Source organism: uncultured Capnocytophaga sp. (genome assembly GCF_963525585.1).
Classification (GTDB): domain Bacteria; phylum Bacteroidota; class Bacteroidia; order Flavobacteriales; family Flavobacteriaceae; genus Capnocytophaga.
Map to the genome: position 1 here is coordinate 85,300 of NZ_CAURLX010000001.1, position 19,740 is coordinate 105,039.

15 protein-coding genes are annotated in these 19,740 nt (G+C 34.7%); 7 read left to right on the forward strand and 8 right to left on the reverse strand.

Annotation, left to right across the window (positions count from 1 at the left end):
* Both RYK20_RS00525 and RYK20_RS00530 read right to left on the reverse strand, forming a co-directional pair.
* Entirely contained in the window at window positions 1-3,033 is a 3,033-nt protein-coding gene (locus RYK20_RS00525) for a virulence factor SrfB (protein WP_314894019.1), read from the reverse strand.
* Window positions 3,033-3,944: a DUF805 domain-containing protein gene (locus RYK20_RS00530; RefSeq protein WP_314894020.1), complete on the reverse strand. Its 912-nt coding sequence runs from the start codon at window positions 3,942-3,944 to the stop codon at window positions 3,033-3,035. The genes RYK20_RS00525 and RYK20_RS00530 overlap by 1 nt, the downstream gene beginning before the upstream one ends.
* 117 nt (window positions 3,945-4,061) lie before the next feature.
* Between RYK20_RS00530 and lipA the strand changes: the two genes are divergently transcribed.
* Window positions 4,062-4,943 carry a lipoyl synthase gene (lipA, locus tag RYK20_RS00535; RefSeq protein ID WP_297978604.1) on the forward strand — a complete coding sequence of 294 codons (882 nt, stop codon included), beginning with the start codon at window positions 4,062-4,064 and terminating at the stop codon, window positions 4,941-4,943.
* A gap of 86 nt (window positions 4,944-5,029) precedes the next feature.
* Here the strand turns inward: lipA and RYK20_RS00540 are convergent, their stop codons facing one another.
* The 5 genes from RYK20_RS00540 to RYK20_RS00560 form a co-directional block, all read right to left on the reverse strand.
* Complete coding sequence (locus tag RYK20_RS00540) at window positions 5,030-6,112, reverse strand: bifunctional 3-deoxy-7-phosphoheptulonate synthase/chorismate mutase type II (RefSeq protein ID WP_314894021.1); 1,083 nt, start codon at window positions 6,110-6,112, stop codon at window positions 5,030-5,032.
* 15 nt (window positions 6,113-6,127) lie between these two features.
* Window positions 6,128-7,243, reverse strand: coding sequence for a beta-ketoacyl synthase N-terminal-like domain-containing protein (locus tag RYK20_RS00545; RefSeq protein WP_314894022.1), 1,116 nt, complete (start codon window positions 7,241-7,243; stop codon window positions 6,128-6,130).
* A 3-nt stretch (window positions 7,244-7,246) separates the two neighbouring features.
* Complete coding sequence (locus tag RYK20_RS00550) at window positions 7,247-7,939, reverse strand: hypothetical protein (protein WP_314894023.1); 693 nt, start codon at window positions 7,937-7,939, stop codon at window positions 7,247-7,249.
* Between the two features lie 149 nt (window positions 7,940-8,088).
* The gene (locus tag RYK20_RS00555) at window positions 8,089-9,636 is read right to left on the reverse strand and encodes a mechanosensitive ion channel domain-containing protein (protein ID WP_314894024.1); all 1,548 of its coding nucleotides are present in this window, start codon (window positions 9,634-9,636) and stop codon (window positions 8,089-8,091) included.
* A gap of 234 nt (window positions 9,637-9,870) precedes the next feature.
* Complete coding sequence (locus RYK20_RS00560; RefSeq protein ID WP_314894025.1) at window positions 9,871-10,422, reverse strand: hypothetical protein; 552 nt, start codon at window positions 10,420-10,422, stop codon at window positions 9,871-9,873.
* A 678-nt stretch (window positions 10,423-11,100) separates the two neighbouring features.
* On the opposite strand from RYK20_RS00560, the gene rnr reads away from it, so the two are divergent.
* On the forward strand, window positions 11,101-13,296 hold the full coding sequence (gene rnr / locus RYK20_RS00565; RefSeq protein WP_314894026.1) for a ribonuclease R: 2,196 nt from the start codon (window positions 11,101-11,103) through the stop codon (window positions 13,294-13,296).
* Window positions 13,297-13,368: 72 nt separating this feature from the next.
* Here rnr and RYK20_RS00570 read toward each other — a convergent pair whose 3' ends face one another.
* Complete coding sequence (locus RYK20_RS00570) at window positions 13,369-13,833, reverse strand: hypothetical protein (protein ID WP_314894027.1); 465 nt, start codon at window positions 13,831-13,833, stop codon at window positions 13,369-13,371.
* Window positions 13,834-14,014: 181 nt separating this feature from the next.
* Between RYK20_RS00570 and RYK20_RS00575 the strand changes: the two genes are divergently transcribed.
* The 5 genes from RYK20_RS00575 to RYK20_RS00595 all read left to right on the forward strand — a co-directional run bounded on the left by RYK20_RS00575 (window position 14,015) and on the right by RYK20_RS00595 (window position 19,726).
* Window positions 14,015-16,222 (forward strand): TonB-dependent receptor, encoded by a 2,208-nt coding sequence (locus RYK20_RS00575; protein WP_314894028.1) that lies wholly within the window; start codon window positions 14,015-14,017, stop codon window positions 16,220-16,222.
* A 284-nt stretch (window positions 16,223-16,506) separates the two neighbouring features.
* Window positions 16,507-17,166, forward strand: coding sequence for a class I SAM-dependent methyltransferase (locus RYK20_RS00580; RefSeq protein ID WP_314894029.1), 660 nt, complete (start codon window positions 16,507-16,509; stop codon window positions 17,164-17,166).
* Between the two features lie 200 nt (window positions 17,167-17,366).
* A complete protein-coding gene (tsaB, locus tag RYK20_RS00585; protein WP_314894030.1) occupies window positions 17,367-18,032 on the forward strand; it encodes a tRNA (adenosine(37)-N6)-threonylcarbamoyltransferase complex dimerization subunit type 1 TsaB in 666 nt (221 codons plus the stop codon).
* Between the two features lie 173 nt (window positions 18,033-18,205).
* Entirely contained in the window at window positions 18,206-18,697 is a 492-nt protein-coding gene (locus RYK20_RS00590) for a hypothetical protein (protein WP_314894031.1), read from the forward strand.
* A gap of 216 nt (window positions 18,698-18,913) precedes the next feature.
* Window positions 18,914-19,726 (forward strand): class I SAM-dependent methyltransferase, encoded by an 813-nt coding sequence (locus RYK20_RS00595; RefSeq protein ID WP_314894032.1) that lies wholly within the window; start codon window positions 18,914-18,916, stop codon window positions 19,724-19,726.
* Window positions 19,727-19,740: the final 14 nt, after the last annotated feature.

Here is a 19,740-nt window from a genome sequence, read left to right on the forward strand (position 1 = left end):
TTACTTTGCATTTAAAATAAATTCACATTTGTCCAACCAATACCCCTTCTCATCTTCAAGGGTTTGGTAATGGAGTGTAAAGTATTTATTAGGCTTATCATTTCCCTGAGCATCTTCCACACGAGTAATCTGGATCACCTCTTTGCTTTCCTCATAATCACGTGATAGTTCTACCTTTAGAGGTAAGTTCTGACGGATAGTATTCTTTTCTTTTTCTATTTGCTCCTTGATGAAGTTCTGATCCTGTGAAGGGTACTTTCTCCTTATATGAGCTTCTATTTCCTTTTCGTCCATTCGGATACTATACAAGTCTGCATAAGGATAGTTCTTCGCCAGATATTTAGAATACCCAAAATGAAAAGGTATTGTACTCACTTCCAATTCATTGTCATTTTTCTTAGGAGAGAGAATTGTTTCTTTATTATTATCTGTAATTCGAACAATGTAATCGGCTGTAGAGATTAATTTCTGGGTTACTTCTGAGGTATCTATTTTCAACTCCTTGATTTTAAATAGCTTTCCTGCCATCAAAGCAACAATAGCCCCTACACTTACCACCGTCTTAGGATCGGTAATGAAACCATTTCCATCGGCGAAAGGATACCAACGTCCTATCCAATACGTATTAAGGTTAATCAGATTACTAGGAGAAATCGTCAAGTATTTCTTGAAAATATTCTCAAAACTTCCCAAAGAAGCGGGCTTACCTGAAAGCACCACAAAATCACACTGGAATTGATTAAATACCACACATATTTGCCTAATTAGAGCATCAAATACTGAAGTAACTATCGCATTGACACGCTCAGGATCTATTTTCCAAGGAATTTCTAATAAATCAAAGCCAAAATGCTTCTCAAAGCTATTCAAAAGCTCTTTATTCTGGAATTTTTTACCTATGATTTCCTCGAATTTTTTAATTTCAGGAGTCCCTTCGCTCTTATTGGCACTTTTTAAGTAAGCCAAAGCTATCGGAATAGCTACCTGATGTACAAAAGCCTGCCTAATCACCCTTCCTTTGTATCCCATTTGATTGGTATCTTCCCCAAAGAAGCTATTGAGCCGTTCGGACATATTGGTAATTCCTTGCCGTATACCATAGTTCTGAATTACCCCCGAAGCTCCTTCCTCAGCAGGAGTTTTCTCTTCTCCTTCTATAATAATTTTCTGGATAATTTCCTTTAACAGGTCATCACCGGCAAACTTAAAGCTATCCCAGAAGAGGGGAGTAGGCTTGAGCAAATCCGAATCCTTTCCGTTCTCTGTAAGGGTGTATTGATGTACAAGGATATCTGTGGTTCCTGCTCCTATATCCACCGAGGCTACTTTAAGTGAGGGTTTTCCTTTGAATAAGTAATTATCAATCACATAGTTATTCCCTTTGAGCTTCTTAACTATCAGGCTATAGAGGAATACGAGCTGGCAACAAGTAGCCTCATCATAACTCCAGTCCTTACGGCTTTCCAAATCAGAAAGTTTCTTCTTGATATCGGAAGTAGCAGGAATGATTTCAGGTTTCTCAAACCAGAAATTCTCATAATTTCCATCGAAATAGTAAGTAGCGTAATTTTTCAGTAGCTCACAAGCCTCTTCCGCCGCTTCTCGTAGCGCTACCTGTTCGGCTTGAATCATTGCGGTAGGGCAGGAGAGGGTGATACGCTTGAGAGTACGTGGAATCGTCATTTGACCGTGCTCTTCCCTGAAAGCATAGGAGTTAATCTGAGTATAAGCGTGTACCAGAATCTCTAGGAATACAAACTTCATTAGCGATTTCCTTGAGAACATAGGCTTGGACATAAACATCTCATTCCTCTTAACTAGCTCTCCATCCGTCCTGAGCTGGTTGGTAATTCCATTAAGATATACTTTTCTAATATTTCTATAATCCTTAGGGTTGAATTCCCATTCTCTATCAGAAGGAATATCATCCCACAGATAACGCTTAGGGCTGGAATTATATGTTTTCAGTTCATAACCCAAAGAAAGATCTGTTACAGAAGAATTGATCAATTCTTCTGCTTCCCAGCCAATTCTCACTAGGCTGGGTACAGTAAATTTCTTATTATCAGAAGTATCATTGATTTCTCCAAATTTTGATTCTGAGAAAACAACATTCATAGGAAAAGGCTCTGCATATTCCTTATCAGGCTGGGTATAATCCTGAATAATAAGCTTCTTAACACTTTCAAAATCAAAAGAATTATCATCTTTATTTTCAAAAAGCAAAGCACAAGTAGCAGAGTTTCCTACATCAATTACTAAATCTACTTCCTTTTTCTTCATCCTATCGGTGAAAAGCTGAATTTCAGGAATTTGCATTAGGCTTCCTAACCACTTGATAAAGAACAAATACCTTGCTACATAACGCTTATAAGGCTTATCATAACGGTTTTCCTCATTCTTTCCATAGAAAATGTCTGCTATATACTTATCAATCCATTTGGAAGAAAAATGAGGGTCGGAGAGTACATTGGCTATATTCAAGTCCGAATCCGAAAGCTTAAAGAGGTTTTCATCTCTATTCAAGCTCAATTGTGGGCTCGTTCTATCATTTTCATTCTGTGCCAAAAGCGTATCCACTGCAATAATCACCTTAGCAGTAGTGAATTCCTCATCATAATCGACAAAAACTCTCACCCAATCGGTAGGGTATAGGACATCCTTATTAATAGAATTATCCTTGAAATAAGGTAATGGAATCCATTTTCTTCGGAAAGTCTTCAATGTATGAGAGAGATTGGATTCCTCATCTGCCGTATAGAAAGATTGTAGTAGTGATAAGTCCATATCCTCCTTAATCCGACCATTGGCAAGATAATCCCCTTGATAGAGTTCTTGCTTTCTAAAAAATACAGAATCTCCATCTTTTGTATATTTAAAAAGAGGGTCTAATACATATTCATCGGTATTTATATCAAAAGAATCCCGATAATAAATCTTATTCTCAGGAATTTTTCCAAAATCTTTATTAATTTCTGTAGTGAATTTGATATATTGGATGCCCGAATTGGCAATAAGGGATATTCTTTTCATTATTTTTCTATTTTATTAATACTTTTCGCGTATTTTTGCCAACCTTCTGTATTTCTGTAAGTACCTATATAGCCCATATTCACATAAATAGCCTGTAGTGGATGATCATTATGAGTAAGCTCACCTGCTAGCTCAGGTGGTTCATTCCCTTGAAGGGTAATTACTTCAGGACAGGCTTCCCCAAAAAGATATTCTCCCAAGAAAGTAACACTACTAGGGAAAGTAATTTGCTTAAGGGCATTACAACCATCAAAAGCATACTTATGAATCGTAGTTAGTCCTTGAGGAAGTATTAAGGTATACAAATCGGCACAAGCAGAGAAAGCTCCGCTATTAATAGTGATAACTTTGCTTAAGTAAGGATCGGATTGCATATCAATAGTAGAGGCTTTAATCCTGAGCCATCTCTTGAGTGTTTTCCCATCAGTACTAAGTACATAATCATTAGGAGATATTTCCCTTTTTTCCTCAATAGGAGCTGGTTCTGGAACTACCTCTATTATAGGCTCTTGAACAGGCTCCATAGTAGGAACAATAGTCTCCTCCTGTATAGGTTCTTCAAAGACTACTGTTGTTTTCTCTGTAAGAGGAGCTTTCTGTTCCTTGGGATCTTCTCCATATCTATTTGCTCCTTTATTGCCTTCCATAAAAAGAAGAACAAAAGGATTATAAATAGGAAAGATTACTAACCAACCACTATTGCCTATATCGTGGCTTCGCTTAACCAACTGTGCCAATGCAAACCAAAAATGGAAAATTTCAAAAAACAGAATAAAAATACCCATAATATTTTCATTCCGTGTCGATGTCAATGAAATCAGTATTGATAAAGCCAAATTAGACAGAAAAATAGATAGCCATAATTCTGTACGGCGAATACGCCCCTTGAACGAAAAAGGTCTCTTAAACATATACAATATTTTTCCTAAGTTCTGTAAGAAAATACAAAAATCAATTTTTCGCCAAAATTACAATATTTTTCTGAAAAAATCACTACCTTTGCAGTCTATTTTTGTAAATACAAAAAAATGAGTACAGAAACAACAACACCTTCTGTAGCTACTGAAAAACAAGCTAAACCTCAATGGCTTAGAGTAAAGCTACCTACAGGGAAAAAATATACCGAATTACGTAGCTTAGTAGATAAATATCAGCTTAATACCATTTGTACCTCTGGAAGTTGTCCTAATATGGGAGAATGTTGGGGACACGGAACTGCTACTTTTATGATTCTAGGAAATATCTGTACCCGTTCTTGTGGCTTCTGTGGAGTGAAAACAGGTCGTCCTGATTCTCTTGATTGGGAAGAACCTGAGAAAGTGGCTCGTTCTATCAAGCTAATGAACATCACACACGCAGTGATTACTTCTGTAGATAGGGATGACCTCAAGGATATGGGTAGTATTCTCTGGGCTGAAACTGTCAAAGCTATTCGTAGAATGAATCCTAAAACTACTCTAGAGACCCTCATCCCTGACTTTCAAGGAGTAGAAAGGAATCTTAACCGTATTCTTGCTGTTGCTCCTGAGGTAATCTCTCATAATATGGAAACCGTACGTAGGCTCACTCGGGAAGTACGTATCCAAGCTCAATATGACCGTAGCTTAGGAGTACTTCGTTACCTAAAAGAGAATGGAGCACGCCGTACCAAATCGGGTATAATGTTAGGACTAGGAGAAACAGAAGAAGAAGTTATCCAAACCCTTTATGACCTAAAGGAAGCTAAGGTGGATATAGTTACCATTGGGCAATACTTACAACCTTCTAAAAAGCACTTGCCTGTAAAACAGTTCATTACTCCTGATCAGTTCCAAAAATACAAGAAAATAGGAGATGAACTTGGTTTTAGGCATTTTGAAAGTAGTGCCTTAGTACGTTCTTCCTATAAGGCTTACAAACACGTAGAATAGAAAATTCTTTTTTGTTTTCTAAATATCATCATTTTATTTTGTTTTTAAATTCAATAGGAGGCATTGTATGTGCCTCCTATATTTTTCTAATTCCTAAATACAGATTCTTGCCTATTAATTGACTCTTGATGGATTGCCTTGAAGAGTTTTTCAATAAATTCATCACTTAACCCCTTTTCCTTTCCTGTCTGAAGCATTCGCTCAAGAGCTTCATTCCAACGCTTATTCTGTAGGATAGCCACATTTACTTCTCGCTTAAGCTTCCCTATATGGTCAGAAGCTTCCATACGCTTTTTAAGAATATCAAGTAGTTGTTCATCTAAAATATCTATCTGAGCACGTAACTGTTGGAGCGTACTTTGAAAAGCCTCTTCATCTGTAGTTCTTCTTCGAATACGTAAGTCCTGCATAATCTGTACCAAACTCTCAGGAGTTACCTGCTGAGTAGCATCACTCCAAGCCTCATCAGGCGTAGAGTGAGTTTCTATCATTAGTCCATCAAAATTCAGGTTCAGAGCCGTCTGAGATACTTCAAAAATCAATTCACGCTTTCCTGTAATATGAGAAGGATCACAGATGATAGGAAGCTGAGGAAAACGACTCTGTAGCTCTATAACCAATTGCCATTCAGGAATATTTCTGTATTTTGTTTTTTCATAAGTAGAAAATCCCCTATGAATTACCCCTAGTTTCTTGATATTTGCACGCTGAAGGCGTTCCAAAGCACCTATCCATAAGGCTAAATCGGGGTTTACGGGATTCTTCACTAGGACTATTTTATCAGTACCTTGTAGAGCGTCTGCTATTTCTTGAATGATAAAAGGACTCACTGTAGATCGTGCGCCTATCCAAAGCATATCTACATTATGCTGTAGTGCTAGCTCTATATGGTCTTTGTTGGCTACCTCAGTAGCGATTTTCAATCCCGTTTCTTCCTTGACGCGCTCAAGCCACTTAAGTCCTAAAGCTCCCACTCCTTCAAACATTCCAGGGCGGGTACGTGGTTTCCAGATTCCTGCTCTATAGTAGGATACATCGGTATCCTTCAGGCTATGAGCTATGCTCAGGACTTGTTCTTGGGTCTCTGCACTACAAGGACCTGCGATAACTACAGGGTGTGTAAGCTGTAAGTCATCTAACCATTTTCTGTTCTCTTGGGTAATTTCCATTTCTATATTTTAAATTTATATTATTTTTGTTATTATTGCTGTATTACTACCTCCAAAGCCTGAAGCAGTCTTGAGCAGATAAGTGATAGGAAGCTCACAGGTTTGCTCAATAATATGCAATGGATAGGATACTCCTAAGTTAGAAAAACCCTCACTGCGTATGGCTTTTCCTTCTTTTGCCAATGCAATACTCAAAACTAATTCCAACAAACCCGAAGCAGCTAAGGTATGACCAAAATATCCCTTATAGCTATTCAAAGGTGTCTCTTGCAAGCCTGATCGAAAAAAGGCTATAGATTCCATTTCGTCATTATAAAGGGTTCCTGTTCCGTGAGCATTGATTAAGTCTATCTGCGAAGCCTCTAAAGAGGCTTGCCTTAAAGCATTCTGAATACTTAAAAATAAGCCTTCACCTGTACGAGAGGGACCTGATATATGATTCGCATCATTGATAGAACTACTGCTAAGAATCTCTCCTTGAGCTCCAAATTCTTCTTTGGTAAGAAATAGTGCAGCAGTGGCTTCACCAAGGGTAATTCCATCACGTTCTTTATCATATGGGCGGCAAGGCTTGGAACTCACCGCTTGAAAAGATTGAAATCCCGAAAGAACAAATTCTGAAACCTCATCGGCTGCTACCACAAGAGCATTATCATAGCTTCCCATTCTAATAAGCCTATCAGCTACTGAAACCGCCATTGCTCCGGATACACAAGCATTGGATACCACTATAGGTTCCGTTTTTATTCCTATGAAAGAAGCTATTTTTTTAGCTATTTTAGTAAGGTAGGGCAAAGTATCTCCATCTGAAGAAGTATTCAATTTTGATATATTCCCTTTGGTAGTAGCAAATACAAAAGCCGTTCGTTCTCTAGTAAATATCATAGGTACAAAAGGTAGCACCGCTAGAAGAGTTAGCCGCTCCAGCCAAGACAATTCCATTGAAGGGCTTACATAGGGAAAAGCATCTTCTATCATCTGAGAAGGTATTTTTCCTAAATATATATCCGAAAGACTCCCAAAATGAGGGTAAAACTGTATACCTACCTGTCCCTGTAAAAGAGCTTCTACATTTTCTTGTACTGTAATCCCTAAGGGAGTTACACAATTATAGGAATGAATATATGCCACCTTTTATTTTTTAGTTTTATGACCTATTTTTTTACCTGATACATACCATTCTTGAAAACTCAAGATACCTTCTCCTGCTATATCTATACTATCCATTTTCCATTGGAGTGCTATTGTATCTCCTTTTCGGAAAGGAATTTCATCATCATAGTAAATAATCCCGACAGTATCCTTTTCTTTAGAAACTAAGAAAAAGAAATAATCATAATCTGTAATATTTTCTAAAAAAACAACTGTATCCTTGTATATTTTTCCTATTTCAAGTACTTGATCTCTTCGTAAATCACTACTTCTATTGAATTTCCCTATATTTTCAAGAACTTCAGTTATTTTTCCATTGTCTATAATTATTTTCCATCGTATAACTACATATTGTCCCACTGAATAGTCCAAGTCCATATAGGTCATACTTTCAGCTTCTACAGGAAAACTTATTTCTTTTCCATTCTTTTCAACTGTTAAAGTAGTAGGAGTGATTTTTTTAATCAAAACAACATCATTGTAATAGTGATCAAGGCTTAGTTCTTTATCAGGTAACAATTGACTTCTGAAATTTTTTACCAAAAGAGTTGTATCTATAGAAGAATTTATTTGTTCTTCCATAACTACACTATTTGCATCTACACTATCCGTATTAGGAGTATTTTCTCTACAAGAGAGTAATAAAAGAGATAAAAGAATACTATACTTTTTCATATTTTCTTAGTTCTACATATTCTATAGAGGTGAGTTCTATATTTCGCTCTCTAAAGGCATTATAAATATTCTTGATAAGATCGGACTTGATGATATACATATTTTGTGGTTCAAAGGTTACCGCATTGATCTCATAGGTAGCATTGAGTTCATTGAGGGAGATATGATATATAAGGAGTTATCTTATCTGTTACGCCCTTGGTAGCTTGTGCAGCGGCGATAAGAGTCGCATCCACATCCTCCAAGCGGGCATCATAGCGTACTTTCACTTGGGTAGTTACCACCAGTCCATTAGTACGACCAATGGAAGAAAAATTCATCGTGGAAGAAGAAAGTATCATAGAATTAGGTACGGTAACCTCTTCATTATTAATAGTTTTTAGGCGAGTAACTAAGCTATCTTTATGAATAACCATCCCTATGTAATCCCCTACCTTGATCCAATCATTCTCCCGAAAGGCACGCATATAGGTAATGAATATCCCCGCCATTCCGTTAGATATAGTAGAGGAGGAACCCAGGGAAATAAGTAGCCCTAAGAAAATAGATACTCCCTGAAAAGCCGACGATCCTGACCCTGGTAGATAAGGGAAAATTACAATAAAAATAAAGCAAATAAATAATATCCTAAGAATATTATAGGTAGGCTTAGCAAATTCCTTATAAAATCCTTTTATTTTAAGAGCTCCTCGCTCTATTTCATAGAGAAAATAGCGCATTAGTTTCAGTACCATACGCCCAATAAGGATTATAATCCCTATGATGATTAAGTTAGGCAAGTAATCCACTATAGCTGTACCTATCTGACTAAGAGGATCTAAAATAAGCTTTAATAGTCTTTCTGCCCATAGTTGGGTAGAAGGAAAAAGTTTTAACCCAACAGGAATACTTACAAAAATAACAATAAAAAAGACAATTAACTTCAATAAGAACAATACTTTAGTAAGGATATAATTCATATTTTCCTTATTGAGTATTTGATAGTTCTTAATTTTTATTCCTTTTTCAAAGAAAGAGTGCCTAAGAAGAAGCTGTTGAATTTTTCTAAAGAGAAGATTTAATAAGTAAAAGAATGTAGCTATAGCGAGTATCAATAGTGTCAGCTCACCAATTCGCATAATACGCTTCTGCATACTGTGCTCTTCTCTATACTGGGTTACTGCTCTGAGAATATCATTTTGTAATGACTTAGCCAATTCTATTTGGGGGAGATGTGCTATTATAGCATCTTCTTCACTTACAGCCTGTACCCACTCTCCTTGATAAGTTATCATCAGTAGGTTATTGTTTGAGTCTATCTTAAGTGAATCTTTTCTGAAAATAGGAAGTTCCACGAGTTTGCGAAGTTTCTTTTCAGTATACTCGGCACGTTCTAAGGGAGAATAAAGCCCCAAAGTTGTATAAATTGTATCATTCTCCAAGCGTATAGGTGCTCCATTGGCTTTGGAATAAATACGCTTGATTTCTTCTTGTCGTTGTGCTTTATAGAGTGAATCCTTTTCCGTTTCTATATGGCGTGTATCCAAAAGTAATAAGGATTGTAGCTCTTGACTTAATACATTTACTTTCAAGGAATCCTGACTACGCTGTATTTTTAATTCCTTGACCTGGCGTTGTAACTCCTGTAAGAGACTATCCTGCTGCCCATATACAGAGAATGATAGGCTTGCCAAAAGAAGCAAAAGACGTATTTTCATTCTTGAAGTAATTTTAAGGAGCAAAAATACAAAATAAATAATTAAAAATGAAGATTAATTAGTATTTTTAAAATAATATTCCTAAAAAGAAGAAAAATATTTTGTGTGAAGATAAAAAAATTGCCTCTTATGAGGCAATTCCTTTTTTTAACCAATAAATTCCAATATTATGAAACAGCGCAAAGGTACGATTTTATTTCTAATAAATAGAATTTTTAACTAAACTTTAATCTGTTAATTACAGTTTTCTGAAATAGTGGTTTGGCTATCTTTAGCAAAATTACTACTCAAAGTTAAGAGGTTACGCTGATTGTTACTTGCTTTCACACAAAGTAAGTCTGGATTCCCTGTAATATTTAGTTTGTTCACTAATCGTGTAGCTCCTGATATATCTAACTGATTAAGCCTATTATTACTTAGATTAAGATTAGCAAGCGTGGTTACCCTTATGGTAGCTGTACGGATTTTATTTCCTGAAAAGTTTGCTTCATTAAGTGATATAAGGTTATCTATTCCATCTAAGGAAGTAATATCTTTGTTAGCAGCATTCAATACAATAATACCAGTTACCTCATTAGTATCTAGAACTCCATTTCTGTTGGTATCATACCCATTATCCAGTAAGTACTGACGAAGAGTATAACTAGGCTCATTAGTATTATTGTTATTATTAAGAACGGCTTGATTTCTTTTGGTGTAATGAATATTCTCCACTGTATTATTTACAGAAGTTTTATCACAAGCTATACACAATAAAGTAAGTGTACTTAAGAGTATTTTTTTCATTATTTACAATTTACTGATTCAAGTGGCAAAGAAACATCTTTTTTTTGAAAAAATCTTTTTTTTAACACTTAATCTTTTGTTAAACTTATGTAATTATTCTTTTAATTACGTTTTTAGCATAGAATTTGTAATATCCATATAGCTTGTTGATAATTCTCTAAATGATTCATTTTCAATTATTGCTTATAAGCTACTTTTTGTTGATAATTTACCTATAAAAATTAATAGAAAACTTGCCTTTTTAGAAAACTTGTATATACAAGACCTTGATGAAATAAAACAAATTTATTTTTAATTTTTTATCAACCTTTTCAGAAGCTTTTTTGTAGATTTGTAAGCATATTTTTTATTTATAAAATTATCAAACATCACTTGTATAAAACAGTGAATAACTTATATGATATTCTATAAATCAGTAACTTACTATATACAATATTCGTGAATAACTCGTGATAAAATACTAAACTAATTACTTACTCATTTTTTCATTATTTTTTTCATCTATATTCACACCTTATCATCAATATCATTTTTTTATTTTAAAAAGAAATTATTTTATATTTATAGAAGATATTTCGTTTGAAAATAATTTTTTAAATCAAAAAATGAAATCTTTGTATATTTGCACTCTCTATATACACTTACGAAATAATATTTGTCGAACAGACCATTTAACTTATGACAAAAAAGAAAATTAAACAGAAAAAGAAAAGAAATAAGGATTACAGCAAGGATATCCTTGTAATTCTTCAAAAGAATAGTGGAAAAAGTTTTTCTTGGAAGCAAATCGCTGAGAAACTCAAGGCTACTTCTACTGAGATGCGGAACGATTTGATTATTTCTTTGGCTAAATTAGTCAAACAATCTCATATCAGTGAAATTACTCAAGGTCAGTATCAGGCTTTAGAAGCTACTTATTACCATAGGGGAGTGGTGGATATGGCTTCCAATGGGAATGCTTATGTGATTTGTGAAGATTTGGAGCAAGATGTTTTTGTGCCTAATAACTTACTTAACAAAGCACTGCACGGTGATGTGGTAGAAGTATATGTATTTCCCCGCCGTAGGGAAAAGCTAGAAGGAGAGATTACCCAGATTATAGAACGAAAGCGAACTACCTTTGTAGGAATCGTTCAGATGCAGAAAAATTTCGCTTTTGTGATACCTACTGACCGTAGAATGTATACGGATATTTTCGTTCCAAAAAACGACTGTAATGGAGCTGAGGACGGAGATAAAGTTTTGGTACGAATTACTCAATGGACATCCCGTGCCAATTCTCCTTATGGGGTAGTAGAGAAAGTTCTTGGAAAACCTGGTGAACATCATACTGAAATACACGCTATTTTAGCTGAATATGGATTGCCTCACGAATTTCCAGCAGAGGTAGAGGCGTATGCTCAGAGCTTAGATACTTCTATCAAAGAGGAAGAGATTGCCAAGCGTAGAGATATGCGTGGAGTGCTTACTTTTACCATAGATCCACGTGATGCTAAGGATTTTGACGATGCACTTTCTTTCCAAGTACTTGAGAATGGAAACTTTGAGATAGGGGTACACATAGCTGATGTCTCTCACTATGTACAGCCCAATACGATTTTGGATGATGAGGCTTATCAGCGAGCCACTTCGGTATATTTGGTAGATAGGGTAGTGCCTATGCTCCCTGAAGTATTGTCCAACTTTGCTTGTTCATTGCGCCCTGAAGAGGAAAAATATACTTTCTCGGCTATCTTTGAACTCTCTCCGAAGGCAGAAATTCGTAATACTTGGCTGGGACGTACGGTGATTCGCTCCGATGCACGTTTTGCTTATGAGGAAGCACAGGCGGTTATTGAAGCTTTTGCCACTCCTCATACAGAACCAACAGATTTTGTGATGCCTCAAGAGATTTCTATTCGTCCTGAAGGAAGCTATACTGTTTCTAAAGAGATAGTAGAAGCTATTCTTTCGCTCAATGCCTTGGCGCAAATTCTTCGTGAGAAACGTATGCAATCGGGGGCTATTTCTTTTGATAAACTGGAAGTAAAATTCCTCTTAGATGAGAATAACAATCCCTTGGGAGTATATACTAAGGAGAGTAAGGAAGCTAACAAACTTATTGAGGAGTTTATGCTATTGGCTAACCGAAAAGTAGCCGAATATGCCTCTAAGCTCCAAAAAACATTTGTTTATCGTATTCACGATGTCCCCGATGAGGAAAAACTCCTACAGATGCAGGGGGTTATCTCTCGCTTTGGTTACCGCCTGAACCTCAAGGATAAGAAGAATATTTCCCACTCTATCAATCACTTGTTAGAAGAAGTACACGGCAAGAAGGAACAGAATTTGGTAGATACTTTGGCGATCCGCTCTATGAGCAAGGCAGCGTATTCTACTCATAATATTGGGCATTATGGTTTGGCTTTTGACGATTATACTCACTTTACTTCGCCTATTCGCCGCTATCCGGATGTGATGGTACATCGCTTGCTACAGCGATATTTAGATAAAGAAGCCTCCGCAAATGAGGCTGAGTACGAAGAGAAATGTAAGCATTCGTCTCAGATGGAGAACTTGGCTACTTCTGCTGAGAGGGATTCTATTAAGTATATGCAAATCAAGTATATGGAGGAGCATAAGGATCAGGAGTTCTTAGGAGTGATTTCAGGAGTTACTGAGTTTGGCATCTATGTGGAAATTATAGAAAATAAGTGTGAGGGGATGATACGTGCTCGTGATATTAAGGACGATTACTATGTATTTGATGAAAAAGCTTATGCACTGATAGGGGAGGTGAGTAAGAAGCGCTATACCTTGGGAGATGAAGTATGGATACGTGTAAAGAATACTGACCTTATCAAGCGACACTTGGATTTTGAGTTAGTAAAATAATTTTCTATTCTTAAGAAATCGAAAGAGGCTATCCGAAAAGGACAGCCTCTTTTTGAGTACTTTATGGTTATTTTATTCTATGGAAATTGTATATTTAGGATCAATATTGGTACGCTCATCAAATACGAAATCTATATAACCAGCATCATCTTTTTTACCACTAATTTCTTGTTTGAGGCGTCCTACCTCTTGCATTTGTTTGTCAAATGCTTTTACAGTTACGGTGCCCGCAAAATCTTCTTCAAAGATGAAATATACAGAGATTTTGTTATCATTTCCAGACAAACTTTCTATTTTGTGTCCTCCCAGTTTAATTCCTTTTTTGCTAAGATCTTCAGAGAGTTTTATAAAGGAGTTTCCTGCTTTATCCAATCCTTCACCTACACCATCAGCAAACCCTCTGGTACTTCCTCCAAGAATTTCTCCTGCTTTGGTAGCTGTCTTATTAGCTACTTCTTCAGTAGTATTGGCAATAGTACTTCCCAGATTACACGCTGAAAGAATAAGCGCACTTACTGCTAAAATAACTTTTTTCATAATACTTCTTTTAAATTGGTGCAAATATACGAAAATTATTGATTAATAATTTATTTTTTAGTATTGATTTTTCTTATCAGATTATTCATACATATCATTTATATCTATTGTAAAAAATATATATTTTTTTGAAAAAATATTTGTATATTCGTAGCTGTAAAAATTATAAATTTTTTGATGTATGGAATGTAATTATTTCTTATTTTTTTCTCTATTTTTAGGCGCTTCTTTGATGGCACAACAGAAAGATTCGCTTTCTCAAAAGCAAAAAGCACCTGATACAGAAGAGAATCGTAATGTAATGCTAAATGCATCTTCTAATACGGGTCCTCGGGAAGTGAATATAGGGCTTCCCTCTTCGGTAGGAGGTATTACAGTTTTGGAGAATGACTTACCTGTGGTGTATCATTTCTGGCCTGAGCTTCCCAGTCGTACGTGGCGACCTTCACAGAGCTTGGATATGGCTGGACTTGTGTCGGTAAGCGAATCCACAGTTACTCTCGGGGATTTTGGTTATGCGGTGAGTTCTTATACCAAAACAGGTAGCGATAGAACACAGCTAGTAGGAACTATCAAAGGCAATCATCACGGCTATTATTTAGGTGATGTGAACTTAAGCGGACGTTTTGGAAATAGTAATTGGCATTATGCTTTAGGTGCTTTGGTTACAGGAGATCCAGGGGAAGCCAAGCACAAAGGAAGTAGACTTATTGATGATACTCAATTATTCAGAGGCGTAATGACCTACCGATTTGATGAGAAAAACGAGATTAACCTTGGTTATAAGTATGCTCATTCGAAGATTATAGGTCATTACGCCCCTTTTGTATATCATACCGATGGAAAGGTAACGGAATACAAAGGCATAGGGATAGGTACAGACTCTTATATGCTTAGTGATGGATATGTTATTTTTAAAAATATACTTACAGGAGAGCCTTACAGGGCTAATTTTGAAGGTAGTGATTCACCACTTTGGTCTTTTTCTCATACTTTTGACTTATGGGGTAAGCACGATATGGGTAAGGATTGGCTCTTGAAGCATTCTACTCGTATTCGCTATGCGGAATCTTCTGCGCCTATTCCGCTTTTGGCAGGGACTGTAGTTAGAGGGACTGATAGCTATACTTATCAGGATGGTACTCCTTATATAGGCGAATATGTACAGCGTATGTTGGCTATTTTTTCTCCAAAAACTCCTACTACTACTTGGATGACACGCTTATGGGCAGAGAAGAAAACAGCTACTCATCAATGGCGTTTTGGAGTATTGGGACAGTATTATAGAGAAGATCATTATCACCAAGATCGTACTTTTCTTTTTCATTCTGTAGAGAAGCAACCTCGTATGCTTTACAAAAATGGAACTACAGATCCTTTCTTTGATTACAATGTAGGAGGGGAGTATCACGATGGTTATGAAACTAAGATTACTGCTTATGCCTCTGATAGCTGGGCGGTAACTCCTTGGCTTGATTTGTCCTATGGAGCTAATTTTAGATATCAGAAAATGGAGGGTGACTATAGCTTGCAACCTCGTGTAGCTACCAATACGGTACTTCATCAGCCTTTCACTACTTTTAATCACGATTGGTATCATCTCAATGGAGACCTAAGAACAGTAATAAAACTTACACCAAAATTTGGCTTGCTGGGTAACTTCACTTATCAGGAGAAGCACGGATACTTGGAAGATTATTCAGGTGCTTATACACCTGATTTTGCTAAAACCAAAACACCTTTCTTGTCTGGAGGTATTTATTATAATAATAATTGGCTGAGCTTAGTTTCTCAGGTATCTACCCTTACACGTAATAATTATCAGACACGCTTGAGTATTTCTGATAGGCATAGTAACCAGAATAGGGTAGTTTCTGTTCATTACGATATTAAGACCATAGGATGGACTACCGATATGGTATTAAAACCTTTCAATAATTTTCAATTACACTATCTCATTACATTGCAGAATCCAGAATATAATAACTATAGTTGGGTGAATCCGTTCAACTCACAGCCTATTAGTTATGATGGCAACGTAGTGAATGGAATCTCTAAAGTACTGATGGAAATAGATCCTAGTTATAGTATTAATAAATTTCGTTTTGGGTTGAATTTTCGTTATTTTAGTAAGCAATATGTGAGCCTTACAAATCAATTTTTCATAGAACCTCGTTGGGAATCTTTCTTTTCTTCTTCATATGATATCAATAAACATTTTAACTTAGGATTTAATGTAGTGAATATTTTCAACCAGACGGGAGCTTCTACAAGTATAGCTAATTCGGAGGTGCCTTATGCTAATATACAAGATGCAGAAGGTACTTTAGTTACAGGTTCTTATATACGTCCGCTTACTTTTGAGTTTCAGTTGAATTTTAAATTCTAATTTTCTATAAATATAAGGAATATATTTTTACATTATTATTTTACTACTTACAGTGTAATAGTACAAAATGATATACAAGACATAAAAGTAATTAATATTTTAGTCTAAAACAGCAAAACTATTTTTAGTTTCCTGTTTTTTTACTAAATTTATATAGAATACAAATTGTTCCACGTGGAACAATTTAAAAAAATAATATTATATGTTCCACGTGGAACATATAATATTATTAAAACTTTTTAGATATATCATTTTTTTGTACTTTTGCATTTTATTTTTATTATATGAATCCTCCTATTACAGATAATTTAGTTTTGGGTAGACAATTGCGCTGTCCTCATGGTTTGCTTGCTACAGAGATAGGTGATTATATTTTTGCTTCTAATCGTAATATGATAGAAACAACTATAGATTATTTTTCCTTACAAGGAGGAGAATCTTTACTAGAAATAGGTTTTGGAAATGGAAAACATTTGTCTTATCTTTTTTCTAAAGCTAAGGGAATTTATTATACAGGAATAGAGCATTCCCTTCCAATGATACAACAAGCTAGAATAAATAATCAAAAACTCGAAGAAGAGGGAAGTGTAGTTTTCTTGCAAGGAATAGGAGAGGAGTTGCCCACTTTTGCTACTTCTTTTTCTGTTTGTTTTTCAGTGAATACTTATTATTTTATTACAGATTTTGAGAAATATTTCAAGCAGATTTATAATTTACTTATTGATAAGGGAAAATTGGTATTAGGTTATATAGATAAAGAATTTGGAGAACAAATGCCCTTTACTAAAGAGGTTTTTACTTTTTATTCAAATTCTCGACTTAAAGAATTATTTCTTTCTATAGGTTTTTCTTCTTTTGAGATTTTTTCTTTTACAGAGGAAATTTTTTCTAAAAATGGAAAAGTTGTTACAAGACCTTTTTACGTAGCTGTAATTAATAAATAAGTGATGTTCCACGTGGAACAATTGATTAAAAATATAAAAAATGATTTTAAAATAGCATTTTTAAATCATTTTTGTGTATAATATATATTCATATTAAAAAATAAAAATAATTGAAATTTGATAGGTTTCTGAAAGCTGTTTTTTAAAGTTTTAATTACTTAAGTGAACTTTTATATTTCTATCATTAAAAAATAATTGTTATGCCTACTATTTTATGTTTGGAGACTTCAGGAAAGAATTGTTCTGTAGCTCTCTTTGAAGATATGACTCAAATAAGTTTGATAGAAGAACAAACAGAACATTTTTCGCATTCAGAGAATTTGCATATTTTTATTGAGAGAATTCTTGAGCAAACAGCTATTTCTCGGATAGATGCAGTAGCTATTAGTGCTGGACCTGGTTCTTATACAGGCTTACGGATAGGGACTGCTACTGCTAAGGGCTTGTGTTATGCTTGGAATATTCCCTTGATAGCTATTTCTACTTTACGTATATTAGCGGAGAAAGCTATGGCTTGTTCAGCGGATTTTTCTTATTGTATTCCTATGATAGATGCTCGTAGGATGGAAGTATTTACTACTGTATATGATGCTACTATGCAATCTGTAGAAGAGGAGCGAGCAGAAATCCTTACCGAAGCATCATTCTATAATTACCTTGAGAAAGGAAAAATAGTATTCTTAGGAGATGGAAGTGATAAGTTTCAAGAAATTTGTAATCATCCAAATGCTCATTTCATAACAAAGCAGTTTCCTTCTGCTAAGGATATGGGTGGTTTAGCATTTATCAAGTATAAAGAGGAAAATTTTGAAAATCTTGCTTACTTTGAACCTTTTTATTTGAAAGAGTTTTATTTTGCTAAATAATTGTTCCACGTGGAACATAATGATATTTCAAAAATATTAAAATTAATTTTAAATACTAAAATTTCAATAATTTACGTAGTAAATATATATTTATATCAATAATTAAAAATAATTGAAATTTGATAGGTTTCTGAAAGCTATTTTTTTAGCTATTTAAAAAATAATTGGTAAATATGACTCTTATAGAAAATTTGAAATCTAAAAATATAACACTCACTCATAATGGAGAAAAAGTTTCCCTTGAGGATATTAATGAGGTGATACCTTTTGATTTTGTAGATAAAGAAAATCTTATAAATTTTTATATTTCTTATAATGGAGGTGTTTTTGAAGAGAAAATCTTTTTTCCTTATGAATTTAAAAATAATAAGTATAATCTTATTATAGAAGGTTTTTACAAATTTTCTTTGGTAGATTCTAAAAAAATACTTTCAGATTCTATTGAGAAAATAATTCTTATACGTTCGGGCTATTCAGAAGAGTTTGATGATTTTATGGATTTTCATTTTCCTTTTGCTTATGGAGCAGGAGGGGATTTCTGGATAGATATACAAACGGGAGAAGTAAAGTTTTCCGATTATGAATTAGAAGGCTATAATGTGGAAGCAATTATAACAGTAGCTTATTCTTTTTCGGATTTTTGTATGAAATTATTCAAAAAATAATGTTCCACGTGGAACAAATAGTATTTCAAAAGTTAAAAAATTATTTTAAGTATGTATTTTTCAATGATTTTAACCTATAATGAATATTCATATTAAAATGAAAAAATAATTGAAATTTGATAGGTTTCTGAAAGCTGTTTTTTTAGAAGAAAAGGATATATTTTGTAAAAATGTAGAAATATAAAATTAAAGTTCCACGTGGAACATTTTTTTGAAATGAAAGTAAAAGATTATAGTGTAAGTGGAGAGGACTTTTCTTTGGTATATGATGATATATATAAACTATATCGAACCACTCCTGTACCTGAAAATTTAGAAAAGTATTACCAAAGTAAAGCATATATTTCCCATACTGATGGAAATAAAGGACTCTTCGAACGGCTCTATCAATTAGTAAAAAAATATACACTTCAGCAGAAAATAAAGTTGATAGAAAAATATGTATCTAAAGGAAAACTCTTGGATATAGGAGCGGGTACGGGAGATTTCTTGCGTGTAGCTCAGGAAAGAGGCTGGCAAGTGAGTGGAATAGAACCCGAAGCAAAAGCTCGTCATAGGGCAGGAGAGAAGGGTATTTTCCTTGAGGAAAAACAAGAAAATATTTCGACTACTTTTGAGGTTATTACCCTTTGGCACGTATTAGAACATATTCCTCACTTACAGGAACAGATTCATTTCTTGAAAAATCACTTGAGTAAAGAAGGGTTACTTCTGATAGCTGTTCCTAATTATAAAAGTAAGGATGCACAACTCTATAAAGAATATTGGGCAGCTTGGGATGTACCTCGTCATCTTTGGCACTTCTCTCAAGAGAGTATTCGCCTCCTCTTTCAGCAACAAGGATTTGAGCTTATAGGTGTGAAACCTATGTATTTTGATGCTTTTTACGTAAGTTTGCTTTCAGAAAAGTATAAGTCAGAAAAAATGAATTTTCTCAAAGGATGTTATAATGGCTTGTGTTCTAATATTTCTGCTTTCTCTACAGGAGAATATTCTTCTCTTATTTACTTGTTAAAAATAAAAGAATAAACAATTAAAAACTT